The sequence below is a fragment of the Ralstonia sp. SET104 genome (assembly GCF_003851545.1).
In the GTDB taxonomy this organism is placed as follows: domain Bacteria; phylum Pseudomonadota; class Gammaproteobacteria; order Burkholderiales; family Burkholderiaceae; genus Ralstonia.
This window is the reverse complement of record NZ_BHVX01000001.1, coordinates 175,278-201,532: the sequence shown is the minus strand read 5'-3', so window position 1 is coordinate 201,532 and position 26,255 is coordinate 175,278. Positions and strand designations below refer to the sequence as shown.

Sequence of the window (26,255 nt, the reverse complement as noted above, 5' to 3'; positions counted from 1 at the left end):
TAACCCCGCCAAGACAATAAAAAAGGGCCAGCACCCCTCGGTGCCAGCCCTTCTTTCTTCACTGCAAACGCCTTCAGCGCATCAATCAACCCGCCTGACGCACAGCGTGCGTTTCCGCCCCACGCTTGCCGAAGATGAGCTGCACCACCACGGCCACAACAATGTTGAACGCCAGCGCCGCAAGCCCCGTGTAGATGCTGTACTTGTCGCCGCCAATCACAAAGGTGTGCACGGGCTTGATGCCGTCAGAGAACGCCAGCCAGCTGCCGCTGATCATGCCCGCCGCCCAGCCAGCCAGCAGTGCAGGTGCGCGGAAGCGGTTGGAAATGTTGAACAGCCCGAACACGACCGACGGGAAGGTCTGCACGATCCACACGCCGCCCAGCAGTTGCAGATCCAGCGCGAACTTGGTCGGCAGGAACAGGATGAACACCAGTGCGCCCGCCTTGACGATGAGCGAGATCACCTTGGCGACCTTTTCCTGGCCGGCCGCGGTGATGTCCGGTGCCACATACGGCTTCCAGAAGTTGCGCGTGAACAGGTTGGCCGCGCCAATTGACATGACGGCCGCCGGCACCAGCGCGCCAATGGCGATGGCCGAGAACGCAAAGCCCGTGAACCAGCTCGGGAACAGTGCATTGAACAGCGCGGGCACCACGTCGTTGTTGTTGGTGACCTTCACGCCCGCCGCATAGGCCATGAAGCCCAGCAGCGCAATCAGGCCCAGCAGCACCGTGTAGGCGGGCAGGAAGACGGCGTTCTTGCGGATCGTGTCTGCACTGCGTGCGGCAAAGATGCCCGTGAGCGTGTGCGGATACATGAACGCCGCCAGTGCCGAGCCGATGGCCAGCGTGGCAAACGGCAGGAACTGTGCGGATTTGAGCGTGAGGCCCGTGGCACCGCCCTTCAGCGCGAATGCGTCATGCGCATGTGCAAACACCGCACCGTAGCCGCCCAGCTTGGCCGGCACCAGCACCACCGCCACCAGCACCACGATGTAGATCATGATGTCTTTGACGAAGGCGATGAGCGCGGGGGCACGCAGGCCGGCGGAGTACGTGTACAGCGCGAGGATGACGAAGGCGGCGGCCAGCGGCAGTTCGCCCGTCAGGCCCAGCGCCTTGATCACAACCTCCATGCCGATGAGCTGCAGCGCGATGTAAGGCATCGTCGCCACCACGCCCGTGATCGCCACGGCAAACTCCAGCGAGCGCGAACCGTAGCGGCCATACACGGCGTCGGCCGCCGTCACATGGCCGTTGGCATGCGCCACCTTCCACAGCTTGGGCATGATCAGGAAGACGATCGGGTACACCAGGATCGTGTACGGCAGCGCGAAGAAGCCATACGCGCCCACCGCGTACACGAGTGCCGGCACGGCAATCACGGTGTAGGCGGTGTAGAAATCGCCGCCCACCAGGAACCACGTGATCCAGGTGCCGAAGTTGCGGCCGCCCAGGCCCCATTCGTCAATGTGGGCGCCCTTGTCGGAATTGCCGCGCTGCCAGCGCGAGGCGATAAAGCCCAGCACCGTGACCAGCGCGAAGAAGAAGACGAAGACCGCCAGCGCAGTCCAGTTGATTTGTCCGTCCATCATTCTTCTCCTTTGCTCTGACCGTTTTTGAAGACGATCCAGATCAGCAGCGAGGTGATCGGCACCCACAGGAACTGGTACCAATAGAAGAACGGAAAGCCGAAGAGCGCGGGCGTTTCCTGGTTGTAGAACGGCACCCACAGCAGGCCGATAAAAGGCAGTGCGAGCAAGAACTTCATGGGTTGTCTCCTGATGTTCGGGGACTTCGGATGTTGTTTTGAACCGGCGAGGTGCCACGCCCGATGCGTGACCAGACGGATGTCTGACGGACGGTTTTCCGTCTTTGTTGTTATCCGGCGCACTGTGATCGCGCGCGTTCCGGAAAACCATCCGCACCTGTACGCAGCAGCCACACGTAGTACTACGTAGTAAGCGTAGGCTTTTCGCATGAAATAACCAATCACTAAGGTGGGCGCGGGTTTCCTAGGGTTTTCACGAATTCCTGACACGCCGAATGACGCCCGAATGCGTGAGAAAAACTCGCAAACAGCCAGCGTGCCGCATGGCACCGAGCACAACGGGGAATCACATGGGCGCCCCCTTGAACGGGGCGGCGCAGCATAAGCCCTGACAAGATCAGGGTTTCTGTGCAGCGTGTTGTTGCCGCGCCGGGCCCGGCACGCAAAGCTCCAGCCGCGAGGCAGACGCCGCTCCGAGAAACAACGGTGGATGGAAAAACGAACTTCCCCGTTCGTTGCCGCTGTTGAGGCCCACAGGCGCCGGTGGACTATGTGGACTGTGCAGGCTGCTCTATCGGCGGCTCCGGCGCCGCCAATGATTCAGCAACGCAGTCCGGTTTGGGATGCGCATGGCGACACGACGCGTTGCTGGGGCGAATTCTGAAAAGCCTGCTCAGGCAGCGCCCTGTGTGCCGAGGGGCTTTGGGCAACCAATGTACCCGTCTGGATTTGGCAATTAAAAGCGGAATTGAATCAGCGCTTATTCAATTCAATCATGACGTTTTTATTTGGCTTTTTCGCTCTCAATTTTTAACGCGTATGCGGTCATCTCTGAAGCCAATCCCTCAAAAGGAAATCGTTTGCCTGCGGCCCGGAAATGACGCCGTGATTGGGAAAAACCCGTACATCCGCTTATGTTCAAGCACCCGTTTCTTTAGAGCAAACACTCAAAATTGTGTTGTGTTTTGAATTTGTTTTCAATCTGATATAAGAAATACTTGTAAGGTGCTTTTGTCGTACGAATTCACATCCCACTTAGCCCGGCAATCCCCTCGCCGGGCGTTTTTTTGGGCGACACGCCGAGCCCGAAGGCGCGTGAGCTGGGCTTGTGCCGCTGCTGCTATGACCACCTTGCCGGGCAAGTGGGGGTGGATGAAGCGACGGTGCGCAGCGAGGCTCGACGCCGTGATGCATCACGGCGTCGATCAATGGCCGTCAAAGGCCAGTACCTCCGGCAAACGCGCCAGCATTGCATCGCGCGAGCGCACACCGCCCGACGTCGGCTCAACCTTATCGTCCTGGATCAGATTGGCGAACACGTACGTCTTGCCCCCTTTCTTGGCCCAGCCGACAAACCAGCCGTACGCGTGCGCCTGATCCCACGTGCCATCGGCCGACGTATTGCCCGGCGCCGGGCCGGCGGTGCCCGTCTTGCCCTGCACGGCCCAGCCGCCCGGCACCTGCCAGGTCTGCACGGCACGGTCGACCATCTCATAGGTATGCGCCGATACCGGCAACTTCCGGTTGACGATTCTGCGCATAAAGCCGGCCTGCACTTGCGGCGAAATCTTCAACGACGAGGTGATCCACGAGCGGTCCATGCCGTTGTTCTTTCCCGGGTCGCCGCTCACGTCCATGTTGCCGTAGCCGAGCTTGCGCACGTACGCCTGAAATGTCTGCGCGCCCATCGCATGCGTGATCCGCTGCGAATACCACACCACCGAATACTGGAGCCACAGCGCTGGGTCGATGGGCTGGTGCCAGGCTTCGCCGCCCCAATCGGGGTCGCCACGCTTGAAGTGCTCGACCGGCGTGTGCTCATCTTTGAGGAAACCGTGGTCGAAGCCCATGACGGCCAGCGCCAGCTTGAAGGTGGAAGCGGGGGTCACACGCTCGTCGCACTTGCCTTCGTGCAGTACGGCTTTGCCTGTGGCGGCATCGGCAACGATCGTGCAGATCGGGTGCTCGGCGTGGGCAAACGTGACAAACGTTGCAAGCGCGGCCAGCAGGGCACCGGCGGCAGCGTGGCGGAGTTTCATCATCAATCAACCTCATCTTGGGGGGGAATGCGGGGACTGCGCCGCAGCGTAGCAGCGCGGTTAATGTCCTGCAGACCGCCACGCGCGTAACGGCTGTAACGCTGGCGGAATAGCCGTCCAAAGAAGAAGGGCTTGCAAATTTTCCGGCGGCCGGTAGAATGCGCCGCTCACCTAGCCCAGGTGGCGGAATTGGTAGACGCACTAGTTTCAGGTACTAGCGGGTAACTCCGTGGAGGTTCGAGTCCTCTCCTGGGCACCAAACACAGTCCCAAGCCGTTTCGGGACGACCAAAAAGCCCGCGTGACGATGCGTCTCGCGGGCTTTTTGTTGTTAACAGCGGGCGTCATGCAGGCTGCCGGCAAGCAACCCATACCCGCGACCTGCTTGCTGCTTGCGGCGCGCTAAAGACAGCGCGCCGTACGGTTACGCCGGACTCGGCTTGGTGGACTGTGCAACCCGGTTACGGCCCGTCGTCTTTGCGTCGTACAGGGCTTCATCAGCAGCACGGATGACTGCTGACACGTCGACGTCCTGCTCCGGCGTCCATGCCGCCGCGCCAATGCTGGCAGTGACGCGGCCATACTCACTGCCCCGGTGCTCAATGGCGAGGTTGGAGATGGCCGCGCGTATTTTCTCGGCGATGGAGGCAGCGCCTTCTGGCGAGGTATCCGGCAACACCACAACGAACTCTTCACCGCCATACCGCGCAGCACTGTCAGTCGGCTGGCGAATATTGTCGCCAATGCACTTCGCGACAGCCGCCAATGCGGCGTCTCCAGCTTGGTGCCCGTAGGTATCGTTGTACATCTTGAACCGGTCAATATCGACAAACAGCAGTGAAAGCACGCTGCGTGTGCGTTTGGCTCGGCGCCATTCCTGGTCGAGAATTTCACCGAGGGTGCGGCGGTTGTTCAGCCCCGTCAAGCCGTCCGTTCGCGCCAGCATGGCCAGCTCCGATTCCGCGCGCATGCGGCGGCGCAGTTGTGCCGCGAAAGCGAAGGAAAGGCCGATGAAGCCGAGTGCCAGTGCGGCCATCAAAGACGCGATGGTCAGTGCGCGACGTTTCCACGCCGCATAGATGTCAGAGTGCGCTTGCGCCACCGTGATGATGAGCGGCAGGTTCGGAAGGTTCTTGAAGTAGTACAGCCGCTCGACGCCATCAAGTACCGACGTGTCAGAAAAGCTGCCTTCCGGCGCCGACAGGAACTTCTGGAACGTACTCGCGCTGCGGATGTTTCGCCCGATGACATTCACGTCGTAGGGCTGACGCATGATCATTGCGCCGTCTCGTGCGATCAACGCCACCGAACCATGCGGCCCCAGCGACAGTGTGGCGAACAGCTGGTGGAAGTACTCAAGCTGGACAGCAATCAACACGATCCCGGCAAACGAGCCGTCCGGTCTGGATAGCCGGCGCGTCAGCGGAATGCTTGGGGCACCATTGCGCAATCGCGACGAGTAGGGGTCGCCGACGTACAGACCGGCGTTTGGATTGTCGCGTTGTACCTTGAAGTATTCGCGGTCCGAGAAGTTCGCCTTTCTGGGGACTTCGTTCGCAGAATCGATGACGACATTGCCTTGGGCATCGAGCACCAGCATCGAGCCCAGGTACGTCGCCGTTGCAGCGCGGTCGAATAGGGCAAATCCTCGCAAGCGCGGTGAAGCGCCCATGACTTCAGCGTCGTTCGCGCCGTCGACCACGGCCTGGAGCGACAGCGCGTAGAGCTCGAAATTTCTTTCAATGTCACGTCCTGCCAGCAGGGCAAGGTTGCGTGATGTCTCAATGGCACGCGCCATGGCATCCAGCCGGCTCTGGTACAGAGCCATCGTGCAAATTGCCACCATGGATAGCGCGATGACGATCCCGGCAACGACGATCATGTAGGGCGCTGTCAGCCGGCGGTAGCCCCAATGAAAAGAAAACCAGCGAAGTGGATTGGTTTTGCTGTTGTCCTTCACTGTTGTCGTCCTATTCGTGTGCTCTTGTCAGGAAGACCGCGAAACGCCCGAATACATCCACACCAACCTCATGGCGGCCTGACGCGATGGTTGCCACAGCAAGCCTGTCAGGAACAGTTTAGAAGATCGATGAACCGTTTTAATGCAAGCGCTTTTGAACGCACTTGAACCGTTTTACGTTACGTACCGCCCACATCAATCGACCATGCGCACGAGCGGCTGACACAAGCGATGCGGCTGGCGGGCGTTGCGATGTCGCGGACAGTCTGGCTGTGCGGCAAGGGGGCCAAAACCAACACCGCTTCGTGCAGGCCTGGCAGCGGCGGCTCGTGCGTTGCGGTACAGCCCGCTCGGATCACGCGCTTGGCACATGAGAGCGGCGTTCAGGCAAAAGGCCCGCATTGCTGCGGGCCTTTCTCTTTTGGCGTGCGCAGCGGACAACTCACCAGCCGTGGAACCGCCCCCACGTCTGCACCGCACCGCGCGACGATACCGCCTGGTATTCCGGAAACTGTGCTCCGGTCGCGCACGCATGGTTCGGCAGAATGCGCAGCTTCGTGCCAACGGGGAAACGTTCTGCCAGATCGCTCCGTACCGAGCCATCGCTGGCCGCCAGGATGCCGTGCTCCTGGTTCGCGCCAATCAGCATGAGGCCATCAAACGGCGTGCCGTCAAGCGCGCACGGCTGCCCGTAGCCAAAGTCATGCGCCTGCCTGGCGGTACCGCGGTCCCGGCTCATGGCCATCCAGCCGGCATCGACGATCACCCAGCCCTTGTCCGGCTGATGGCCGATTACGGTGCTCAGCACGCTCAGGGCGATCTCGTCCATCGTGCAGACGCCCACGTTGTGCATGACCAGATCGAAGAACACGTAGACCCCGGCGCGTACCTCGGTCACACCTTCGAGGTGTTCCGTAGCCAGCGCCGTGGGCGTGGAACCGACGCTCACCGCGACACACGGTACGCCCGCCTCGCGCAGGCGCTGCGCAGCGCGCACGCAACCGGCACGTTCCTGCTCGGCCAATGCAGCCAACGCAGCGTGGTCGTTCAGGTCGTAGCTGGAGCCAGCGTGCGTCATCACGCCGCCCACGTCGATGCCGCCGTCTTTCAGGATGCGCCCGACTTCCAGCAGCGTGTCCTGCTCGGGCGTGATGCCGGAGCGGTGGCCGTCGGTATCGACTTCAATCCACACGGCGCAGCGCTCGCCGTGTGCGTGGGCGTAGTCCACCACGGCCTGTGCGGCCTCTGCGTTGTCGACCACGAGCGTCAGGTCGCAGCCGCGACGGCGCAATGCCATCGCACGCGGCAGCTTGGCCGCGACAATGCCCACCGCATACAGGATGTCGCGAATGCCGGCGGCAAAGAAGGCCTCGGCCTCCTTCAACGTCGAGACGGTGATGCCCTGCGCGCCGGCCGCCACCTGCGCGCGCACCACGTCGAGGCACTTGGTGGTCTTCACATGCGGGCGGAACTTCACGCCCAGCGCGTTCATGCGGTGCTGCATGCGAGCAATGTTGTGCTGCATGCGCGGCAGATCGATCAGTGCTGCGGGCGTATCCAGCGAGTCGAGCGTTTCAAAGGGTTCGGCGGTCATGGTTGCATCCTTATGCTGATTGCTTACGCGGCAAAACGACGGGCCCAGGGCAACAGGTCGTCCAGCGTGGGCGAGGTGATCTCAGGCAAGCGGGCACCCGCCACCGGCGCCAGCCCGATGCGGTTGTGCCAGTACGTGCGCAGGCCCACGGCTGCCGTGCCGAACATGTCGTAGCTGGAGCCGGCCACAAATGCAGCGTCGGCCGCACCCACGCCCAGTTGTTCGAGCGCCATGCGGTACGGCTTCGGATCGGGCTTGTATACGCCGGCCTGCTCGGCCGTGATGACGGCATCCCACGTAACGGGCAGCAGCGCCGCGGCTTGCCGGCCTAACCGCTCCGAGCAGTTGGTGACGACGGCCAGCTTGCAGTGCGGCTGGAGCTGGGCCAGTGCTTCTGCCGCGCCGCGCCACGGCGCGAGCAGCAGCCAACTGGCTTCCAACGCGTCGGGCACGGCAGCCGGCAAACTGGTGTTCTGCGCCGCCTGCCGCACCATCGCCTCGTAGGGAACGTACGTGCCGCAGCCGTAAGTGAGCCGCAGATACTCGGCGCGCCACGCGCGGCCCGCCTGCTCAGAGCCGGCCGCGCGGTTCCACAGCGACCAAGAATCGAGCAGCGCAGTCAGCAGATCGAACAGGATGGCCCTGGGGTAGCCGGAAGCGGGGGAAGCCGTAGAAGCGGTCATGTCTGTCACCTGCCAATCGGTGGAAATGGGTGGAAATCGATGGAAATCGATGGAAATCGATGCAGCCGATTGTAGGCACCGCGCACCGGCTTTCGGTGAAGCCGGTTTGAATCAAAGATTCAGTCTGGCTACATCAAGTGCGCCAGGGCGGGTGAGGCTTGAAGCGGCCTTGCAGGGCCTGCATGAAGTGGCGCGTGCGTTGTGGCAAACCCGCGCGGTTGTGTGTGAGCGCGATCACGTTGGCGTCGGGCGCCTTCCAGCCCGGCAGCAAGCGCACCAGCCGGCCCGCATGCAGATCGTCGGCCACGTCCCATTCGGAGCGCAGGATTACGCCGCGGCCCTCGCACGCCCAGTGGCGGATCACATCGCCGTCGTTGCAGATCAGTTGGCTTGGCACGCGCACACTCCGGCTTGTGCGCCCCTTGCTGAAATGCCAGAGCGATACATCCTCCTTGTTTTCGCGCAGCACGATGCAGGGCAACGCGGCCAGGTCGTCGGGCGTTTCGGGCAAACCGAAGCGCTTCACCAACGCCGGGGATGCGCAAACAAAGCGCGCATTCGGCGCTATCGCATAGCCGACCAGGTTCGACACCTGCAGCGCGCCGATATGCACCACCACATCAAACCGGTCTGCAGCCTCCGTAAGCGGCGCATCGGAAAGCGTCAGTTCGATATCGACATCGGGATGCTGCTGCTGAAAATCGGCAATGACCGGTGCCACGTACCGCCGCCCAAACCCCAGCGGCGCGTTGATCTTGAGCGTACCGACCAAGCCACCCCGGCGCGTGTGCAAGTCCTCCGACAGCGCATCGAGCAGGCGGATCAGTTCTGCCCCGCGCTCACACAGCAAGGCGCCTTCCTGGGTGAAACGCAGGCTGCGCGCAGTGCGATCGACCAGCCGCGTGCCCAGCTTCTTCTCAAGCTGCTGCAGGCGCTGCGACACGGCCGATGGCGTCAGATCCAGTGCCCGCGCCGTCGCCACCAGGCTGCCGTTGTCCTGGATGGCGAGCAGGAAGCGCAGGTCGGCTGAGTCAGTCATGGGGCCGTCATCCGTTACTTGCCGGCAAAGCGGTCGGTAGCGGCCAGCAATTGGTCGAGGATGCCGGGTTCGGACCATGCATGGCCGGCGCCTTCGATCAGGTGGAAGTCCGAATCCGGCCACGCCTGGTGCAGCGCGTAGGCATAGCGCGCAGGGCACGGCATGTCGTAGCGCCCATGCACGATCACGCCCGGAATGCCCGCCAGCTTGTGCGACTCGCGCAGCAACTGGCCCTCTTCCAGCCAGCACTGATGTGTGAAGTAGTGGTTCTCCAACCGCGCGAAGGCCAGCGCGAAATGGTCATCGGCGTGCTTGGCGCTGTTGCTCGGGTCGGGCAGCAGCGTGATGGTCTCGCCTTCCCACACGCTCCAAGCGCGGGCGGCTTCGATCTGCCGGGCGGTGTCGTTGCCGGTGAGGATCTTGCGATAGGCCGCGATCATGTCGCCGCGCTCGGCCTCGGGGATGGGCGCCTGAAAACGAACCCATTTCTCGGGAAACATCTCCGACACGCCGTACTGGTAGTACCAGCGCAACTCTGCCTGCGACACGGTGTAGATGCCGCGCAGCACGAGTTCACTCACGTGCTCCGGATACTTCTGCGCGTAAGCGAGCGCCAGTGTCGAACCCCATGACCCGCCAAAGACGAGCCAGCGCTCTGCGCCGGCAATTGCGCGCAGGCGTTCGATGTCGGCCACGAGGTGCCACGTAGTGTTGGCCTCCAGCCCCGCGTGCGGCGTAGACCGCCCACATCCGCGCTGGTCGAACAGCATCACGTCGTAACGCGCCGGATCAAACACGCGGCGGTGATCGGCCGAGACGCCGCCGCCCGGCCCGCCGTGCAGGAAGACCGCCGGCTTGGCGCCGGGCGTACCAACGCGCTCGTAGTAGATCGCGTGGCCATCCCCCACGTCGAGCATGCCGGTTTCATAGGGTTCGATGGGCGGATACAGAGTGCGCAGTGCAGGCATGGTCGGTCCTGTCGAAAGTTGCCGGGAGGTGGGGCTGATTCTACAGAGAGGTTCTCGCTTGCACATATTTTTGAACGACGTATAAAATTGTTCATCGTTTACAAATATGCAGCGCCATCATGCCATCCATCCCGATCCCTATCGCAGCCGGCCTTCGCGAGCGCAAACGCACCCAGACGCTGGACCACCTGGCCACCACGGCCTTCGCCCTGTTCGAGCAACACGGCTACGACGCAGTGACGATGGAACAGATTGCTGCGCAGGCGGACGTGTCCAAGGGCACGCTGTACAACCACTTTCCGGTCAAGGAAGCGCTGCTGGCGCACCAGTTCCATGCCGAACTGGCGGCGGGCGGCGCGCAGTTGCGCGGGCAGATCGAGGCGCAACCGGATTTCGCCTCACGTCTGTCGGTGCTGCTTTCTGCCTCAGCCGATTGGTGCAACGCACGTCGCCCCTATCTCGCCTCTTATTTCCGCTACCGCTTTGCCAGCGCTGACCTGGCCGCCCGCAGCCGCGACGCCGACAAGCGCAGCGGGCTCGAAGCAGTGTTCATGGCACTCATCGACGCGGCGCAGCAATCGGGCGAACTCGACACGCGGCTTGACGCCGAGCACCTCGCGGGGCTGTTCGAGTATCTATATCTCGGCGCGCTGATGCGCTGGCTCGCACATCCTGACATGGACTTGCACGAGGGTTTCTCCGCTGTCATCGATCTGTTCCTGCACGGCATGGTCCGCAAGGAGGGGCGATGAACACGCTCGTGCTTGATTGGCCGGCTGCCGCAGCAGCCGGCGCCGCAGTGGCCGGTGGCAAGGGCTGGCAGCTTGGTCGGATGGCGACACTCGGCGTGCCGGTGCCCGACGGTGTGGTGCTGGCTGCAGAAGCCAGCCGCGGGCGGGTGCGAGGTGATGCCGTGCCCGATGCCGTGCTGGCTGCCCTTGCACAAGCACTGGCTGCGCGTGGCTGGCAGGACACGCCGTTGGCTGTGCGTTCGTCCGCGCCACAGGAGGATTCGGCACAACGTTCGTTCGCGGGCATTCATGAAACGCGCCTGAACGTCATCGGCGCGCAGGCGCTGTCGGAAGCGGTGCGCGCCGTGTGGGATTCCGTGCACGCACCGCAAGCGTTGGCATACCGCGAGCGCTTCGGCATCGACACCATCGACATGGCGATGGCCGTGGTCATCATGCCGATGCTGCCCGCAGTGGCCGCAGGCATCGCGTTCACGGGCGACCCGCAGAGCGGCCGGGACGACCACATCGTCATCAACGCGCACTGGGGCCTGGGCGAAGCGCTGGTGGGCGGCCAAGCCGACGGCGACATCGATCGGCTGGAAGTCGCGCAAGATGACACGCTCCGCGTGCTCGAACGCCAGATCGGCAGCAAGCGCCGCATGACGCGCGCGCTGCCCGAAGGCGGTACGGCACTCGCCGATACGGCAGCGGAAGATGCGCGCCGGGCCGTACTGGACGGCGCGCAGCTCATCGCTCTTGCCACGGTGGCGCGCGACACGGCACGCGCGCTGGACTTTGCGCTGCCGCGCTACGACATCGAATGGGCCTGGGACGGCCAGCGCTTCTGGATCGTGCAGGCACGGCCCATCACCACGCGCGCACGACATACCTACCCGGCGCTGCAAACCCAGCCGACGCTCTGGACACGCGGCAACACGCGCGAGATGTTCCCCGCGCCGCTGTCGCCCATCGACTGGACACTCTACGGTCACGCCGCCAACCGCATGCTGACGCTGGCGTACTCGCTGGCCGGCTATCCGCTGCTGCCCGGGCTGGCGCGTGCCGGACTGTTTCGGGGCCGCGTGTATCTCGATGTCTCGTTGATGCAGTGGGAGGCGTTTGACGCGTTCGGCATCGCGCCGGAGGCCATCAACCGCATGCTGGGCGGCACGCAGCCCGCGATCGCGCTGCCGGCCGTGACGTGGCCGCAGCGGCTCGCACGCGGCGCACGGCTCATGCGCTACCTGTTCAGCGCCGGCACCGCACGCCGCCATGCACAGAGCGATCTCAACCGCGCGCGCAAGCAAGCCACGCAATGGCGTGAAAACGCGTGGCCGGAAACCACCGCCGAACTGGCCACCTGCCTGCGCGAGCGCTTCAACATCGTGCGACGCGCAGACAGCCTGTTCTTCCTGCAAGGCTCGGCGGGTGGCTCGGTCTCGGGCCTTGTCGACGTCATTGAAAAACAGCGCCCCGGCGAAGGGCATGCTCTGGCCGCCGCGCTCATGGCCGGCGCCGAACCCAGCGTGACGGCGCAGCAGAGCTACGACCTGATGGCACTGGCACAGACAGTCACCACCGATACCGAGGCACTCGCCTGGCTGCGCGGCGGTGCGCGTATCGGCGCGCAATGGGCGCAGCAACTGCCGGCGCACAGCCCATTCCGCCAGCAGTTCAGGGGGTTCCTGGAGCGCTACGGCCACCGCGCCATTGAAGAGAGCAACTTCCGGCACCCGCGCTGGCGCGAGCAACCGGACTATTTGCTCGATCTCGTCGTTGGCCTGATCGGCAGCGATGCGCACGCCGTGCGGCAACGGCAGCAGGCGGCATCCCGGCAAGCGTGGCAGCGGCTGCCGTTTTGGCTGCGCCCGATTGTGCGGGCGATGCTCAAGGGTGCCGTGCGCGATAGCAACCAGCGTGAAGCTGCACGTAGCGCGCTGGTAGCGTATCTGGAAGTGCTGCGCATCGGCCTGCTGAAGCTGGCAGACAAGCTGGTCGGCAACGAAGGGCTCGATGCGCCGGAAGACATCTTCAACCTGACGCTGGACGAATGCCTGGCCGCCGGCACCGGCACGTTGCCGCTGCGCTTTGCCGCCCAGCGTGCGCGTGAGCGCCGCCACCAATTGAGCAGCTATGCCGTTGAGACGGAGCCGGACATCATCACCGAACACGGCGAAGCGCTTGTCGCAGCCGCTGCCCCGAGCGGCCACCCAAGCGCCCCCCCAAGCGGCACCCCAAGCGGCACCCCAATCGCCCCAGTTGGTGATACCTGGAGCGGCACAGCCGTCGGTGCGGGTTCTGCACAGGGGCACGCGCGGGTGATTGACAACGCCGCCGCCGGCACGGCGCTGCAGGCTGGCGACATCCTCGTCGCCCCGAGTACCGACCCCGCCTGGACACCACTCTTCCTGAAGGCTGGCGGGCTGGTCATGGAAACCGGTGGCTACCTGTCGCACGGCGCCATCGTGGCGCGCGAATTCGGCATTCCAGCCGTGGTGAACCTGCCAGGCATCCGGGGGCAGTTAAACGATGGCGAGCCGATCCGGGTGGACGGCAATGCCGGGACGGTCAGTAGAGTGGTCAATTAGTCGCATACATGTGGTGATGAGGCGACACTGGCAAGCCCGATTTGCTGCATCGCAATATTGAGACTAACATAGGGTTATCCCTAGGTTATCGCTCAACAAGGAACTGCCATGAAAGCCACCGCCCTCGACACCACCGCTGCCGCCCCTGCCTCGCGTTTCGCCCGTTTCTGGCAAATTGTGCGCCGTGAGGCAAGCCGCGCCGTTGCGCTGCATGTGGAAAGCTGCGGCATGATGGCCGAGCTGTATCGCCGTTCGGGCCACTAAGCCGAGCCGCACAGACCGTGTGAATATTGCGTCGCACCATTCCCAGTGTGACGCTGCGGCTTCATCTCGGCCCTCGCTCATCGTAGGGCCCATACCGGCCAAAACTGGTAGCAGAGCGTACCTATTTCTGCGTGCCGCCGGAGGGTGATGGCAAGTGCTGGGCGTCATCGCCCGCATCTTCACGATTGCGGGCCAACGCGCGTGCATATACCGACGGCGCGCCCGCCGCATGCGCCGTCACATAGCCAGTGATGCACGCCAGCATGAGCGGCAACACCACCTGATACGACAGCGTCATCTCGAAAATCATCAGGATCGACATAAGCGGCGCGTGCGTGGTGGCTGCCAGCAGCGCGCCCATGCCAACCACGGCGTAGCTGACGGGCACCGGCGCCGCATCCGGCAGCAGCGCGTGCATGCCCGTGCCGTACAACAACCCTAGCGCCGCGCCGCAGAACAGCGTGGGCGTAAACACACCACCCACCGCGCCCGATCCCGCGCTCGATGCAGTTGCCACCACCTTGCAGATCAGCACCAGCGCCACGGTCTGCCACAGCCACGGCGCGTGCAGAAAGCTATTGACGACGCTGTAGCCGTTGCCCCAGACCTCGGGCGCGCCCGTCGACAGCGCACCGACAATCAACCCGCCGGCGGCCAATTGCAACGTGAGCGGCAACCGGGTACGCGCAAACGCATCGCGCGCGCGGTCAATCAAGCCGAGCAGCAGCGGCCCCACCATGCCGGCGGCCAAACCAAGGCCCAGATACGTCAGCACCTCCCAGCCGGACACGAAATCGAAGTGCGGCATCTCGTAGACGGCGCCGTATCCGAAAAACTGGCGCACCACGATGTCAGCCGTGACGGCGGCCACCAGCAGGGGCCCCAGCGTCGCCGTGGTGATCACACCAAACACGATTTCGCAGACGAACACGGCGCCCGCGATGGGCGCGTTGTAGGCAGACGTAATACCGGCCGCCGCACCGCACGCCACCAGCAGGCGTAGTTGCTCGACCGGCATGGGCGTCCAATGCCGCAGCGCGCGGCCCACCAGCGAACCGCACATCGCCGCCAGTTGCACCATCGGCCCTTCGCGCCCGATCGACGCACCGCTGGCCACCGAGCACAGCGACGACGCACTGCGTACCAAGCTCTGCCGCGCGCTGAGCACGCCATCGCCCACGGCAATCGCTTCCATATAGTCTTCGGAGCCCTTGCGCGGGATCCACTTCAGACCGACCTGCAACGTAATGCCCGCCAGCAGCCCACCCAACGTCGGCACCAGCAGGCGTGCCCACCAGGGCAGCGCACGTGCCGTGGCCACCAGGCCCTGATCCGTCCCCGAGAGCCACCATTGGAGGTGGCGCAAGCACTCGCGAAACAGGATCGTCGACAAGGCCCCCGCGCAGCCGATCACGCCGGCAATCACAAACACCAAGTGCTCGCGTCCAAACGGCAACCGGGCAATCGCGCGCCGCCACCATCGCAGGCGCGGCGTATCAGGTTGGGGCGGCGTGTCGGTCATGTCGATTCGCGCAAGAACAGATCGACATGATAGCGGCGCCACCGCACCGGCCTTAAGTCGAAGCGACGACCGGCGCGTCGGGCAACCACGCCTGCGGCACATCGGCGCTGCGGCGGTTCGGGCCCCAGGCAATCACGTGCGCCTGTACCAGGTTCTCAATCACAAAGGGGTCGCGTGCGACGATGGCGTCGACTTCCTCGCGAGATTGGGCGCGCGCCAGGATGCCGCCGCCTTCACGCGGAAAGAACGGCCCCGACATCAGAAAGTGCCCGCTCGCATAGTGGGCATCCAGATGCGCGCGGTGCGCAGGCAGCACGCGGTCGAGTGCTTCGCGTGGCGCGGTGTAGTCGAAAAGAATCAGGTACAGCATGCGATGACGCCTTGCGGGATGCGGTGAAACCTTCAAAACGCGAGACCCAATAGCGTGAAACAACGCCGCTGAGTGTCTCGCAGAAACGGGTACGCTTTGTGCGGAAACCCTTTGCAGCGCATGGTTCTCAAGGGCGCAAGAGCAACGCGCCCGAAGTCTGACCCGCCTCCAGTGCGGTGTGCGCAGCGGCCGCATCTTCCAGTGCATAGATGCCGCCCAGCGGCACGCGCGCGCCATCGAGCATGCGCTGCAGGGCCGCCTGCGCCCCTGCCCGGTAGCGCGACAGATCAGCCATGTAACGGAACACGCCTGGCCGCGCCAGCGCAATGGAACGCGACGGCCCCAGCGTGGCGAGATCGATCACGTTCGTTTGCGTGTTGCCGACGTCGCCCGCCTGACCGATGCTCGCCACCATGCCAAACGGCCGCGTCACCGCCAACGAGGTTTGCAGCATCGCACCGCCAATGCCGTCGATCACGTAGTCGACGCCCTCCCCTCCTGTGAGTTGCAGCACCGCGTCTCGCACGTCCTGCTGGCGATACAGCACGATGTGGTCTGCGCCGTGGCCGAGCGCGATGGCGGCCTTGGCCTCGCTGCCCACCGTGCCGATCACGCGCGCGCCCTGGCGCTTGGCCCACTGCACCAGCAGCAGGCCCAAGCCCCCAGCCGCCGCGTGCACAAGCACCGTATCGCCGGCGCTGACCTGCCGCACCCGCGTCAGCAGCATGTGGGCAGTGATGCCACGAACCAACGTCGCCGCGACGGTTTCGTCGTCCAGCGCATCGGGCAGGGCAATCGCGCGCTCAGCCGGGATGTTGCGGTGGCTGGTGTAGCCGCCGGGCGCGCCGTCCACCAGGCCGGCCCAGGCCACGCGCTGGCCGACCACAAAGCCGTGCACATTCGTACCCATCGCTTCCACGACGCCGACGGCCTCCACACCGAGTACCGCCGGAAATGCCGTGGATGACGGAAGCGAATACAGCCCGACACGGTGATACACGTCAACAAAGTTCACGCCGACAGCGGTGTGCCGCACGGTCAACGCGTTGGGCGCGGGTGGCGGCAACATCAGGCTGGCGGGCTGCAGACCCGATGCCGGACCGGGTTCGCGGAGCTGGATCACCTTGGCGTGCATGGCAGAAGTCCTCGCAGAAATGGGTACGCTTTTCGGTTTTCGTGATGACGGGTACTGCGTTCATCACGTTGTGAAACAAGCGTAATCCGTTCAGAATCACTCGGGAATTCATAAAAATTGATCAGCTTCTGTGCAAAAAAGCCCAGGTCGGCCAAAAAACGTGCGCACGCTGGCGCGGGCGGCAGCGGCCAAACCTTCTTCTTCCTTGCAGTGGGACGACGTGCGCTACTTCCTCGTGCTGGCGCGCGAGGGCAGCCTGTCGGCTGCGGCGCGGCGACTGGCGGTGGAACACACCACGGTAGCGCGGCGCGCCGAAGCGTTGGAGCAATCGTTGGGCGTGCGGCTGTTCGACCGCCTGCCGCGCGGCTGGCGCCTGACCGCCGAAGGCAACGCGCTGGCCGAACGCGCTGAACGCATGGAGCAGGAAGCCGCCGGCTTTGCACGCGCAGCAGCAGGTGCGGGCAGCTTGCGCGGGACGGTGCGCATCTCGGCGCCGCCCACCATCGCGAGCCACTTCATCGCCCAACACCTGGCGACGCTGCACCGGCAGTGGCCCGGCATCAACCTCGTTCTCCTGGGCGAGACGCGCAACGCCAACCTGGTGGCACACGAGGCTGATCTGGCCATCCGGCTCTCGCGCCCGACCGCATCCACGCTGGCCACCCGACAGCTCGGCGATCTCGGCTACGGCCTGTATGCAACACCCGAGGTGCTGACGCAACCCGAAGCGCAATGGGAGTTCATCGGTTACGACGAGCGCCTTCGCCACGTGCCGCAGCAACGCTGGCTGGACGACTATGCGGGCGAGCGCCGCGTCGTTCTACGCTGCAGCGATCTGGCTGCGATCCATCAGGCCGCGCTCGCCGGAGTGGGCGTTGCAGCGCTTCCGCACTTCCTTGGCGCGCCCGCAGAAACGGGTACGCTTTTGCGCCGGCTGCCCGTCGACGACCCCGCGCTGCATCGAGAAATCTGGTTGGTGATTCACCCCGACGTGCGGCGTTCACCGCGCGTGCGGGCCGTGGCCGATGCGCTGATCGCCTTGTTTGATGCGCAACGACACGTTTTGGCGGGTGTTTGAACGTACGCAGAAACGGGTACGCTTTTGGATGAAAATGAACCGCAAACCCAATGGATATGCGGCTCCCGCACCCCGGCAATGTTGCATGCCGAGGCGCGCTCAGAACACTCAACCGCCGAGGTAGGCTTCAAGCACGCGCGGATTGCCGAGCAGGTTTTTGCCGCTGTCATCCAGCACGATTTGGCCGGTCTCCAGCACATAACCGTGCTGCGCAATCTTCAGTGCCTGCCGCACGTTCTGCTCGACCAGGAAGATCGTCAGCCCTTCAGCATTGATGGTGCGCAGGATGCGGAAGATCTCCTGCACGATGATCGGCGCCAAGCCCATCGACGGCTCATCGAGCAGCAGCACACGCGGGCGGGCCATCAGTGCGCGGCCGATGGCAAGCATCTGCTGCTCGCCGCCCGACAGGTTGCCGGCCAGACCGTCGATGCGCTCCTTCAAACGGGGGAAGAGGTGGAACACGCGCTCCAGATCCGAAGCGATCGGGCCTTTATCCTTGCGCGTGTTTCGTGTGTAGGCGCCCAGCTCCAGGTTCTCGCGCACCGTCATGGTGGTGAGCGTGGCACGCCCTTCGGCCACTTGCACGATGCCACGTTCGACGCGCTTGTGGGCCGACCACTGCGTGACGTCTTCGCCTTCAAACAGGATCTGGCCACGCACCTCGCCCTGCGACTTCGGGATCAGCCCCGAGAGCGCCAGCAGCGTGGTCGATTTGCCCGCACCGTTAGCGCCCACCAGCGAGGTGATCTCACCAGCCTTCAGCGCAAAGTCGATACCCTTGACGGCCGCGATGTGCCCGTACGACACATCCAGCCCTTTGACTTCCAGCAGCGTGGTCATGCCGTCTCCTTCTGCGCGGCATTGCCGTTCGCTTCATCGTCATCATCGCGGCCCAGATAGGCCTCGATGACCTGCGGGTCATTGCGGATCGCCTCGGGCGGCCCTTCGGCGATGATGCGGCCAAAGTTCAGCACGGCAATGCGCTCGCACAGGCCCATCACAAAGCGCATGTCGTGCTCGATCATGAAGATCGTGTAGCCGCGTGCCTTGATGTTCTCGATCTCGGCCATCAGGTCGACCTTCTCGCCGGTGTTCATGCCCGCGACAGGTTCGTCGAGCAGCAGCAGCTTGGGTTCGGTGGCCAAGGCGCGTGCAAGTTCGAGCTTGCGCTGGTCGCCGTACGAGAGGTTGTCGGCAATATCGTGCGCCTTGTGGTCGAGCTTGACCCATGAGAGCAGCTCCTGGGCGCGATCGCGCGCGCGGCGCTCGGCGGCGCGGTACTTGGGCAGCGAGAACAGCAGCCCCGGCGCGCCGTAATCGAGATGCCGATGCATGCCCACCACCACGTTCTCCAGCAGCGTCATCTCCTTGAAGATGCGGATGTTCTGGAACGTGCGGGCGATGCCCATCTGCGTGATCTGATGCGGCTTTTTGCCGACGAGGTTCTCGCCGTTGAACGTGAGCGAGCCGCCGGTGGGTGCGAGCAACCCGGTGATCAGGTTGAACACCGTTGTCTTGCCGGCGCCGTTCGGGCCGATCAGACCGAAGATGCTGCCTTGCGGCACTTCAATGTTGACGTCCTGCAAGACTGACAAGCCGCCAAAGCGCTTGGAAATGGATGTGAGTTTCAGCATGGCGGCCTCAGTGCGATTCATTGGAAGCAGCCCGAGTGTCACCCGTACTAGGCATGGTGCCGCCGCGCTTGATGCCGAGCCAGCGTGCAAAACGCGCCGGATCCCAGATGCCCTTGGGCAGGAACAGCACGATCACCATCAGGATCACGCCATTGACGACCAGGCGGAAATCCTTGAACGCGCGCAGCAGTTCGGGCAACAGCGAGAGAATCAGGCTGCCGAGCACCGGGCCAGTCAGGCCATTGGTGCCGCCCAGGATCGTCATCGTGAGGATCTCCACGCCGCGGTCGAAGCCGAATTCATTCGGGCCGATGAAGAAGGTCAGGTGCGCATTAAGCGCACCGGCCAATCCGGCGATGGCCGCACCTAGCGTGAACGCCAGCAACTTGGTGCCGGCCACGTTGATGCCCATCAGGCCGGCAGCGGTTTCGTCTTCCTTGATGGCCTCAAACGCGCGGCCCACCTTGGAGCGGCGCATACGTGCCAGCACGAACAGCGTCGCCAACACAGCCAGCGCCACGTGCCACCACTCTGTCAGTTGCGGGATGCCGTTCAGGCCCAGCGCACCGCCCGTCCAGTTCTCGGTGTTGAGAATCAGCACGCGCACGACCTCACCAAAACCCAGCGTAGCCATGGCGAGGTACACGCCAGACAGCCGCAGCGTCGGACGGCCGATGACCACCGCCACCACGGCCGGCGCCACCATACCGCCCAGCAGCCCCACCGAGAACGGCATCTCGGCGTTCATCGTCAGCAGGGCCGCCGTGTATGCGCCGATGCCCATGAAGGCCGCATTCGCCATCGCCAACAAGCCGCACGACAGCGTGAGATAAATGGACAGCGCCAACAGCGCGTTGATGCCGAGCGTGAGCACCAGGTTGCTGTAGACCGACCAGAAATTGTCGAACCATTCCATGTCGTTGGTCTCTTGTTGTTAGAGATTCATGCCTTGCGTTCCGGCACCTTGCCGAACAGCCCTTGCGGGCGCACCAGCAGGATCAGGAACAGCAGACCGAACGCCACCGCATCGCGCATGGTCGAGCCGATGTAGGCCACCGACAGCACCTCGGCAAACCCGAGGAACAGCCCGCCCAGCATCGCGCCGCGAATATCGCCCAGGCCGCCCAGAATGATGACCGCGATGCCCTTGTGCAGCATCGGCTGGCCCATCAGCGGAAACACCGCGTTGGAGTACAGGCCGATCAGCACGCCAGACAACCCGCCCAGCGCAGCCGCCGCAAACGAGGTCAGCAGAAACAGCCCTTCGACATTGATGCCCAGCAGCGCCGCCGCCTTGGGCGACTCCGCAATCGCGCGCAGCGCGCGACCGAGTTGCGTGCGCTTGAGCAGCAGCATGAGCGCGGCCATCAGCACGAATGACAACACGATGATGCCCAGCTCCAGCGGCGTGAGGTGGATGCCGCCCAGGTCCAGCGAGGCATCCGACACCAGCCCGGCCGGAAAGCGCAGGTTCTGCGCGCCAAACGCACCCTGCATGGCGTTGTTGATGGCGATGCCCGCACCGATGGTGCCGATCATCGGGATCAGGTGCGGTGCATTGCGGCGGCGCAAGGGGCGCAGCAGCAGCACATCGATGATGAGCCCAGCCACGCCGCTCACGACAAAGCCGACGGCCAGCGCCGCCCACAGCGGCAGTTCGAAGTGGAGGACCAACTGCAGCGCCGCATAGGCACCCAGCATGAAGACCGCGCCGTGCGACAGGTTGATCACGCCCAGGATGCCGAAAACCAGCGTGAACCCCAGGGCAAACAACGCATACACGCAGCCGAGCGACAGCGCGTTGACGAGTTGCTGTTCCAGCATGATGAATCAGAGTGAGGTGCGGCCGAATGTCACCAAAGCGGCCACAAAAAAAGCGATGGGGCGTAGGTTTAGCTACGCCCCGCGGTTCGGTTCAAAGCCAACCGAAGATTACTTCTCGATCGTGTACTTGCCCGACTTGGTCACGCTCACGATCGGCGTCTGCACAGCGTCATAGCCGGCCGGCTTGCCGCGCGCCGTCACCTGGCGGAACGCAAACGCACCAGTGGCGCCCGTGTGCTTGACCGCCGGCAGCGCATCGCGGATGGCCTTGCGGTCGGCTTCCAGGTTGCCGCTGAACTTGACCGTCTTCAGTGCTGCAGCCGCGATGTACATGGCGTCATACGCCTGCGCCGCGAACTGGTCCGGCGCGGCCTTGTACTTGGCGGTGTAGGCGGTGATGAACTTGGTGTTCTCGGCCGTGTGGTTCTCGATCGACCACGGGCTGCCCACCCACAGGCCATCGGACTTGTCGCGGGCCAGGTCGAACACCTTGACCGAGTTCATGCCGTTGCCGCCGATGACCGGCACGTTCAAGCCGAGCTGGCGTGCCTGCACCATGATCGGACCACCCTCGGCAATCAGCGCCGACAGCACGATCGCATCCGGGTTCGTCGCCTTGATCTTGGTGAGCTGGGCCTTGAAATCCACGTCGCCCTTGGCGAAGGTTTCGGTGGTCGTCACCGGAATCTTCAGGTCTTCGAGCGCCTTCTTGAAGTTGTCGTAGCCGCTCTTGGTGAAGACGTCGTCGTTGCCGTACAGCACGGCAACCTTCTTCACGCCCGCCTTTTTCACCACGGTCTGGATGGTGGCCGGCAGCACGTCGGCTTCAGTCACGGAATTGCGGAAGACGAAGTCGCCAATGCTGGTGATGCCGTCTGCCGTGTTGGAGGTGCCGAACGCCACCGTCTTGGCAGCCTGCGCGATCGGGTCAGCCGCCTGGGCCGAGTTGGACAGCGTGGGGCCGAACACCATCGCCACCTTGTCCTGGAAGATCAGCTTCTTGAAGACGTTGATGGCCTCTTCCTTCTTGCCCTGCTCGTCTTCGATCACCAGTGCGATCTTGCTGCCGTTGACGCCGCCAGCAGCGTTGATCTCGTCAGCCGCCAACTGGAAGCCGTTGCGGATGGCCACGCCGTACTGGGCGGCGCCGCCCGACAGCGCTTCGGCCACGCCGATCTTGATGTCCTGGGCCGCGAACGACGTGCCCGTTGCGATTGCCGCCCCCGCAGCCGCCGCCGTCACCAGCAGCCGTTTGATCGTCTTTTGCATGCGAACCTGCTCCTTTTTGTCCGTCGCTTGTTGCCGAATGCGATTTTGGTCTTGAAGAGTGCGCTGGCCCAACACCGTCGCTCCCCCGCATGCGCCCTGCATCGCGTCCAGCCGCGTGCCTGCCCAGGTTTCGCGCCACAAAAAACATTGGCGAAACGGCGGAAGGTCTGCCGGGCGAGCGATGCCGGATCAGGCATGCATGCACCGGGAGTGCGTCGGAGTGTGAAGCGAAGGCGCCATGGGTACAGCGCGCTTGTGCGACGTGCCGGGATGGCCGGCACGTGCAGTCAGTCGCGGGACTTTACCGGAAAGCGCACGACCGTGCGATAGGGGATTGTCCGTCGCCCAGCCTTGGGGGCCGATATTGCGACGCAACATTGACCACGCAACACTGTCAGATCGAGGCCGAGCGTACCCGTTTCTGCGTCCCCTCAACCGATTGTGTTGCATCGCGAAATCAGCCCGTCGACAACTCGTCCGCGCTGACGAACAAGCCCTTGCCGCGCGATTTGGCCTCGTACAGCGCCTCGTCCGCAGCCTCAAAGACGACGCTCTGCGCCAGCGTGCGCGAGTCGAAAGTCGCGATGCCAATGCTCGCCCCCACTTGCACCACCGCCTCGCGCAGGCGAAACGGCCTGCCGCACGCACTGAGGATATGGGCTGCAACCGTCTTCGCGTCGTCCGGGCGCGACAGGTGTTCAAGGATCACGGCGAACTCGTCGCCGCCAAAGCGCGCGACGCCGTCATACGGGCGCACGGCGTGCGCCAGACGCTGCGCGAATGTCCGGAGCAGCGCGTCGCCCAGGGCATGCCCATGCGTATCGTTGACGACCTTGAAGCCGTCGAGATCAAGCAGCAGCAACGCGCCGGTCGAGCCGCTCACGCGCGCTTGGTCCAACGCGGCCGCCAGACGTTCTTCAAAGCCCGCGCGATTGAGCAGGCCGGTCAGATGGTCGGTGGTCGTCAGTGCACGCAGACGCAACTCCTGCTTCTTGCGCTCGGTGATATCAAGCGTGACCGAGTGCACGCCACTGACGCGGCCCTGCACATCGAACTGCGGGAGGTAGCTGATCTCCTCGCAGCGGTACAGATCGCGGCCTCGGTGCTCGCGTTCAAAGACAACGGTCTCGCCGGCCAGGGCGCGCTGCAGTACTTCGCGCATGAAACCGTAGGCATCGTCGCCCACAACATCGCGCACGGTCTGGCCGAGCATGCTGGCCGTCGGCCGTCCATAGGCCTTCTCGCAGGCGGCGTTCAGGAAGCGGAAGCGCTCGTCGGTGTCAATGAAGGACACCAGCGCGGGCAGCGCGTCTGTCACGGTTTGCAGCGTTTCGCGGCTGCGCTGCAGCGCTTCTTTGGCGGCCTGGTCCTGCGTGATGTCTCGCATGACCGACGAGAAGTACTCTATTCGCCCGGCCGGATCGCGGTGCGCAATGATCATGTGGTTGATCGGCACGACCTGGTCTTCAGTGCCTCGCACGGTGGTTTCGCCAATCCACACGCCATCACGCGTGGCCGCAGGTACGGCTACCTCGCTCAGCCAGCCCATCGTCTCGGGCGGGTAGAAATCTGCGACGGTCATGCCCTGGAGATCCACATCCAGCGCGATGCCGGCAAAGCGGCGGCCAGCCGGGTTCATGTAGGTGACGTTGCCCTGTACATCGCTCTGGGCGACAAAGTCGGTGGTGGAATCGAGGATCTTGGTCAGCACACGCGACGCCTGTTGCGCCCGCGCCCGTACGGTGATGTCTTCCATGACGCCAACGTGGCCGACCACCTGGTCGTCCACGCGCACGGGGGCAGTCGTGACAATCAGCAATCGCTCACCGACCTGCGGCACGATCACGCGCTGCTCGGCGCTGTAGCCCGCACCGCGCGCGATCGCCTCGCGCCAACCAGCCATGGTGGCATCGCGATCTTTCGGATGCAGGCGCGTGAGCCACACGTCGGCCAGTGCCTCTTCGTGCGTGGCACCGAGCAACCGACGATACGCCTCGTTGGTATAGACGGTCCGGCCGTCCGCATCCGAGCGGAACAAGCCCAGCGGCGAGGCGTCGTTCACGGCTTCCAGCTCGGCGCGCTGGCGCACCACCTCACCCATCAGCTTGTGAAACGCTGTCGATACCGCGTCGATTTCCGCCGAAGCATCGGGCAGCTCAAGCGGCGGCACATTGCGCAAGTCCGTGGTCGAGAGCTGCGTCATGGCGGCATGCAGCCGGGCCAGCGGGCGCAGCAGCCACAGCATCGCCGCCCACACCGACACACCGATCAGCGCCGCCAGCACCACAAGCGACCAGCGAAAACGCTGGCGCATGAGGAAGAGCTGGCGGTTGGCTTCGGCGCCGGGCAAGACAGCAGCGAGCGTCCAGCCGGCCGCGATGATGTCTTGCGTGGCCACCACATCGCCGCCGCGCTCGGGCAGCGCATCCGGGTCCGCGCGAAAGGCGGCCGCCACGGCCGGATCAGCATCGAGCGGCGCGAGCGTCTTGTCAGCGTCGGGGTGCACGATATAAACGGGGGCATCGCCACGCGTAATCAGGTAGACATGCCCCGTCTGGCCAACGCGCATATCGCGCAGGTCACCCAGAAAGTTCGACTTGAGCAGATAGAGCGACGCGCCGATCAGCCCAACGAGATTGCCGTCCTGATCATGCACAGGTGCGACCAGGATGACGATCGGCTCGCCGCCCACGCGGTTGCGCAGCGGCGCGGAGATGGTCGGCTGATCGACCGCCATGACTTGCCTGAAGTAATCCCGATCCGAAATATCGATGCCGACCACGCCTTCACGGTGCGGCGAGGTTGCCGTCACCTTGCCCTCGGCCGAGGCCAGGAACACGCCGTTGAACAGGCCGCTGGCCGGCCGAATGGACTGGTAGAACGCCGCTTCCTGCGCGGGCGTACTAAACCGCACGCTGCGCATCTGCTGCGCGGTGCGTTCAAGCACGCCCAGGTAGGTGTTCAACCGCTGCGTGAGGTGCTCTGCCGATTTCTTGACCAGGGCCGTCTGCTGGACCTTGATCTGCGCCATCATTTCGCGGCGGATCGGCTCGCGTTGCGACCAGCCGAACAGGCTCACCACCGTCACGCTGATGACGGTTGCCATGATGGCCGCCTGCGACTTCAGGGTCAGGTTCATCGGACGGTCGGCTGGCACCGGTGCCCCTCGCGGCCGGTGTCTTGTAAATGGAGGGCAGACACCATAGTGCTATGCCCGCCGGTCATTGTCGAGCCACCGCAGCGTCTAGCGGCGGCCGCAGACGTAGGCGGCAGAACGCGCCGCCAGTGTGCCGGAACGGATGCGCATCCAGTGCGCGCCGGCGGCGGTATCGGTATCGAGCGTGGCGCCATCGGGGCCGCGCACCACGTAGTCGACCAACCGGATGCGCTGGCGGCGGCAGTCGATCTCCTGGCGCGAGAGGATCACCGTGCCGGGCCGGTAACGGGCCCCATGGGCACGGCGTTCGCTGCGCTTGAGCACGGTGCGCGCCAAAAAGATCTTGTGACCGGTGTGGTTCGAGCGCAGCGACGTGCGATCGATGGAAGCCACAACGGAGGTCGTCGTCAGGTATTCGTGCCAGCGCGCCGCCTGGGCAGGCACCGCCATGCCGAACGCGCCCATGCCGACACCGCACATCCAGATCCACCGCCACATCATGCGTTTCACGACCGTCTGCCCTGCCATATCAAGACGCGGCACCTGCTGCCGCATTCACACATTGTAACAATCAGCCCGCCAGACCCCCTCGCAAAACGCGCGCCCATGGGCCTCAGGTAGC

General features: G+C 64.2%; 22 protein-coding genes and 1 tRNA gene. 5 read left to right on the top strand and 18 right to left on the bottom strand.

Annotated features, from left to right (window positions below):
- Positions 1-85: 85 nt before the first annotated feature.
- The 3 genes from mctP to blaOXA form a co-directional block, all read right to left on the bottom strand.
- Positions 86-1,594: a monocarboxylate uptake permease MctP gene (gene mctP / locus PSUB009319_RS00940; protein ID WP_124380688.1), complete on the bottom strand. Its 1,509-nt coding sequence runs from the start codon at positions 1,592-1,594 to the stop codon at positions 86-88.
- Positions 1,594-1,773, bottom strand: coding sequence for a DUF3311 domain-containing protein (locus PSUB009319_RS00935; protein WP_004632354.1), 180 nt, complete (start codon positions 1,771-1,773; stop codon positions 1,594-1,596). Before PSUB009319_RS00935 ends, mctP begins: the two co-directional genes overlap by 1 nt.
- A 1,205-nt stretch (positions 1,774-2,978) precedes the next feature.
- Positions 2,979-3,815: an OXA-22 family class D beta-lactamase gene (blaOXA, locus tag PSUB009319_RS00925; protein ID WP_124380380.1), complete on the bottom strand. Its 837-nt coding sequence runs from the start codon at positions 3,813-3,815 to the stop codon at positions 2,979-2,981.
- Positions 3,816-3,986: 171 nt separating this feature from the next.
- Here blaOXA and PSUB009319_RS00920 point away from each other — a divergent pair.
- A tRNA-Leu gene (locus PSUB009319_RS00920) sits at positions 3,987-4,071 on the top strand.
- A 164-nt stretch (positions 4,072-4,235) separates the two neighbouring features.
- On the opposite strand, the gene PSUB009319_RS00915 is transcribed toward PSUB009319_RS00920, so the two are convergent.
- From PSUB009319_RS00915 to pip, 5 genes are all read right to left on the bottom strand, one after another.
- Positions 4,236-5,693, bottom strand: a complete 1,458-nt coding sequence (locus PSUB009319_RS00915) for a sensor domain-containing diguanylate cyclase (protein ID WP_124380687.1) — start codon at positions 5,691-5,693, stop codon at positions 4,236-4,238.
- Between the two features lie 520 nt (positions 5,694-6,213).
- Positions 6,214-7,365 (bottom strand): DSD1 family PLP-dependent enzyme, encoded by a 1,152-nt coding sequence (locus PSUB009319_RS00910; RefSeq protein WP_124380379.1) that lies wholly within the window; start codon positions 7,363-7,365, stop codon positions 6,214-6,216.
- A gap of 23 nt (positions 7,366-7,388) precedes the next feature.
- On the bottom strand, positions 7,389-8,048 hold the full coding sequence (locus PSUB009319_RS00905) for an HAD-IA family hydrolase (protein WP_185453386.1): 660 nt from the start codon (positions 8,046-8,048) through the stop codon (positions 7,389-7,391).
- 133 nt (positions 8,049-8,181) lie between these two features.
- The gene (locus PSUB009319_RS00900) at positions 8,182-9,087 is read right to left on the bottom strand and encodes a LysR family transcriptional regulator (RefSeq protein WP_124380377.1); all 906 of its coding nucleotides are present in this window, start codon (positions 9,085-9,087) and stop codon (positions 8,182-8,184) included.
- Positions 9,088-9,101: 14 nt separating this feature from the next.
- Entirely contained in the window at positions 9,102-10,055 is a 954-nt protein-coding gene (gene pip, locus PSUB009319_RS00895) for a prolyl aminopeptidase (protein WP_124380376.1), read from the bottom strand.
- 119 nt (positions 10,056-10,174) lie between these two features.
- Here pip and PSUB009319_RS00890 point away from each other — a divergent pair, with 119 nt between their 5' ends.
- From PSUB009319_RS00890 to PSUB009319_RS22815, 3 genes are all read left to right on the top strand, one after another.
- The gene (locus PSUB009319_RS00890) at positions 10,175-10,807 is read left to right on the top strand and encodes a TetR/AcrR family transcriptional regulator (protein ID WP_124380375.1); all 633 of its coding nucleotides are present in this window, start codon (positions 10,175-10,177) and stop codon (positions 10,805-10,807) included.
- Entirely contained in the window at positions 10,804-13,377 is a 2,574-nt protein-coding gene (locus tag PSUB009319_RS00885) for a PEP/pyruvate-binding domain-containing protein (protein WP_124380374.1), read from the top strand. The genes PSUB009319_RS00890 and PSUB009319_RS00885 overlap by 4 nt, the downstream gene beginning before the upstream one ends.
- A 108-nt stretch (positions 13,378-13,485) precedes the next feature.
- Positions 13,486-13,641, top strand: a complete 156-nt coding sequence (locus tag PSUB009319_RS22815; RefSeq protein ID WP_185453385.1) for a hypothetical protein — start codon at positions 13,486-13,488, stop codon at positions 13,639-13,641.
- A 121-nt stretch (positions 13,642-13,762) separates the two neighbouring features.
- On the opposite strand, the gene PSUB009319_RS00880 is transcribed toward PSUB009319_RS22815, so the two are convergent.
- The 3 genes from PSUB009319_RS00880 to PSUB009319_RS00870 form a co-directional block, all read right to left on the bottom strand.
- Positions 13,763-15,163, bottom strand: coding sequence for a ClcB-like voltage-gated chloride channel protein (locus PSUB009319_RS00880; protein WP_124380373.1), 1,401 nt, complete (start codon positions 15,161-15,163; stop codon positions 13,763-13,765).
- A gap of 52 nt (positions 15,164-15,215) precedes the next feature.
- Positions 15,216-15,533, bottom strand: a complete 318-nt coding sequence (locus tag PSUB009319_RS00875; protein WP_124380372.1) for a YciI family protein — start codon at positions 15,531-15,533, stop codon at positions 15,216-15,218.
- A gap of 127 nt (positions 15,534-15,660) precedes the next feature.
- Complete coding sequence (locus PSUB009319_RS00870; protein WP_124380371.1) at positions 15,661-16,668, bottom strand: quinone oxidoreductase; 1,008 nt, start codon at positions 16,666-16,668, stop codon at positions 15,661-15,663.
- A gap of 205 nt (positions 16,669-16,873) precedes the next feature.
- On the opposite strand from PSUB009319_RS00870, the gene PSUB009319_RS00865 reads away from it, so the two are divergent.
- Positions 16,874-17,746, top strand: a complete 873-nt coding sequence (locus tag PSUB009319_RS00865; RefSeq protein ID WP_185453398.1) for a LysR family transcriptional regulator — start codon at positions 16,874-16,876, stop codon at positions 17,744-17,746.
- A gap of 108 nt (positions 17,747-17,854) precedes the next feature.
- On the opposite strand, the gene PSUB009319_RS00860 is transcribed toward PSUB009319_RS00865, so the two are convergent.
- From PSUB009319_RS00860 to PSUB009319_RS00830, 7 genes are all read right to left on the bottom strand, one after another.
- Positions 17,855-18,589, bottom strand: coding sequence for an ABC transporter ATP-binding protein (locus tag PSUB009319_RS00860; RefSeq protein WP_124380369.1), 735 nt, complete (start codon positions 18,587-18,589; stop codon positions 17,855-17,857).
- Positions 18,586-19,383, bottom strand: a complete 798-nt coding sequence (locus PSUB009319_RS00855; RefSeq protein WP_124380368.1) for an ABC transporter ATP-binding protein — start codon at positions 19,381-19,383, stop codon at positions 18,586-18,588. The genes PSUB009319_RS00860 and PSUB009319_RS00855 overlap by 4 nt, the downstream gene beginning before the upstream one ends.
- Before the next feature lie 7 nt (positions 19,384-19,390).
- Positions 19,391-20,299 carry a branched-chain amino acid ABC transporter permease gene (locus PSUB009319_RS00850; RefSeq protein ID WP_124380367.1) on the bottom strand — a complete coding sequence of 303 codons (909 nt, stop codon included), beginning with the start codon at positions 20,297-20,299 and terminating at the stop codon, positions 19,391-19,393.
- A gap of 26 nt (positions 20,300-20,325) precedes the next feature.
- Entirely contained in the window at positions 20,326-21,207 is an 882-nt protein-coding gene (locus tag PSUB009319_RS00845; protein WP_124380366.1) for a branched-chain amino acid ABC transporter permease, read from the bottom strand.
- 108 nt (positions 21,208-21,315) lie between these two features.
- Entirely contained in the window at positions 21,316-22,476 is a 1,161-nt protein-coding gene (locus tag PSUB009319_RS00840) for an ABC transporter substrate-binding protein (protein ID WP_124380365.1), read from the bottom strand.
- Positions 22,477-22,933: 457 nt separating this feature from the next.
- Positions 22,934-25,615 carry a diguanylate cyclase domain-containing protein gene (locus tag PSUB009319_RS00835; protein ID WP_124380364.1) on the bottom strand — a complete coding sequence of 894 codons (2,682 nt, stop codon included), beginning with the start codon at positions 25,613-25,615 and terminating at the stop codon, positions 22,934-22,936.
- A gap of 105 nt (positions 25,616-25,720) precedes the next feature.
- Complete coding sequence (locus PSUB009319_RS00830; RefSeq protein WP_124380363.1) at positions 25,721-26,161, bottom strand: surface-adhesin E family protein; 441 nt, start codon at positions 26,159-26,161, stop codon at positions 25,721-25,723.
- Between the last annotated feature and the right edge of the window lie 94 nt (positions 26,162-26,255).

What these genes read in the sequence shown, in the direction of transcription:
- mctP (WP_124380688.1), bottom strand. Translation starts at nt 1,594, where the DNA reads ATGGACGGACAAATCAACTGGACTGCGCTGGCGGTCTTCGTCTTCTTC.
- PSUB009319_RS00935 (WP_004632354.1), bottom strand. Translation starts at nt 1,773, where the DNA reads ATGAAGTTCTTGCTCGCACTGCCTTTTATCGGCCTGCTGTGGGTGCCG.
- blaOXA (WP_124380380.1), bottom strand. Translation starts at nt 3,815, where the DNA reads ATGATGAAACTCCGCCACGCTGCCGCCGGTGCCCTGCTGGCCGCGCTT.
- PSUB009319_RS00915 (WP_124380687.1), bottom strand. Translation starts at nt 5,693, where the DNA reads ATGATCGTCGTTGCCGGGATCGTCATCGCGCTATCCATGGTGGCAATT.
- PSUB009319_RS00910 (WP_124380379.1), bottom strand. Translation starts at nt 7,365, where the DNA reads ATGACCGCCGAACCCTTTGAAACGCTCGACTCGCTGGATACGCCCGCA.
- PSUB009319_RS00905 (WP_185453386.1), bottom strand. Translation starts at nt 8,048, where the DNA reads ATGACCGCTTCTACGGCTTCCCCCGCTTCCGGCTACCCCAGGGCCATC.
- PSUB009319_RS00900 (WP_124380377.1), bottom strand. Translation starts at nt 9,087, where the DNA reads ATGACTGACTCAGCCGACCTGCGCTTCCTGCTCGCCATCCAGGACAAC.
- pip (WP_124380376.1), bottom strand. Translation starts at nt 10,055, where the DNA reads ATGCCTGCACTGCGCACTCTGTATCCGCCCATCGAACCCTATGAAACC.
- PSUB009319_RS00890 (WP_124380375.1), top strand. Translation starts at nt 10,175, where the DNA reads ATGCCATCCATCCCGATCCCTATCGCAGCCGGCCTTCGCGAGCGCAAA.
- PSUB009319_RS00885 (WP_124380374.1), top strand. Translation starts at nt 10,804, where the DNA reads ATGAACACGCTCGTGCTTGATTGGCCGGCTGCCGCAGCAGCCGGCGCC.
- PSUB009319_RS22815 (WP_185453385.1), top strand. Translation starts at nt 13,486, where the DNA reads ATGAAAGCCACCGCCCTCGACACCACCGCTGCCGCCCCTGCCTCGCGT.
- PSUB009319_RS00880 (WP_124380373.1), bottom strand. Translation starts at nt 15,163, where the DNA reads ATGACCGACACGCCGCCCCAACCTGATACGCCGCGCCTGCGATGGTGG.
- PSUB009319_RS00875 (WP_124380372.1), bottom strand. Translation starts at nt 15,533, where the DNA reads ATGCTGTACCTGATTCTTTTCGACTACACCGCGCCACGCGAAGCACTC.
- PSUB009319_RS00870 (WP_124380371.1), bottom strand. Translation starts at nt 16,668, where the DNA reads ATGCACGCCAAGGTGATCCAGCTCCGCGAACCCGGTCCGGCATCGGGT.
- PSUB009319_RS00860 (WP_124380369.1), bottom strand. Translation starts at nt 18,589, where the DNA reads ATGACCACGCTGCTGGAAGTCAAAGGGCTGGATGTGTCGTACGGGCAC.
- PSUB009319_RS00855 (WP_124380368.1), bottom strand. Translation starts at nt 19,383, where the DNA reads ATGCTGAAACTCACATCCATTTCCAAGCGCTTTGGCGGCTTGTCAGTC.
- PSUB009319_RS00850 (WP_124380367.1), bottom strand. Translation starts at nt 20,299, where the DNA reads ATGGAATGGTTCGACAATTTCTGGTCGGTCTACAGCAACCTGGTGCTC.
- PSUB009319_RS00845 (WP_124380366.1), bottom strand. Translation starts at nt 21,207, where the DNA reads ATGCTGGAACAGCAACTCGTCAACGCGCTGTCGCTCGGCTGCGTGTAT.
- PSUB009319_RS00840 (WP_124380365.1), bottom strand. Translation starts at nt 22,476, where the DNA reads ATGCAAAAGACGATCAAACGGCTGCTGGTGACGGCGGCGGCTGCGGGG.
- PSUB009319_RS00835 (WP_124380364.1), bottom strand. Translation starts at nt 25,615, where the DNA reads ATGAACCTGACCCTGAAGTCGCAGGCGGCCATCATGGCAACCGTCATC.
- PSUB009319_RS00830 (WP_124380363.1), bottom strand. Translation starts at nt 26,161, where the DNA reads ATGGCAGGGCAGACGGTCGTGAAACGCATGATGTGGCGGTGGATCTGG.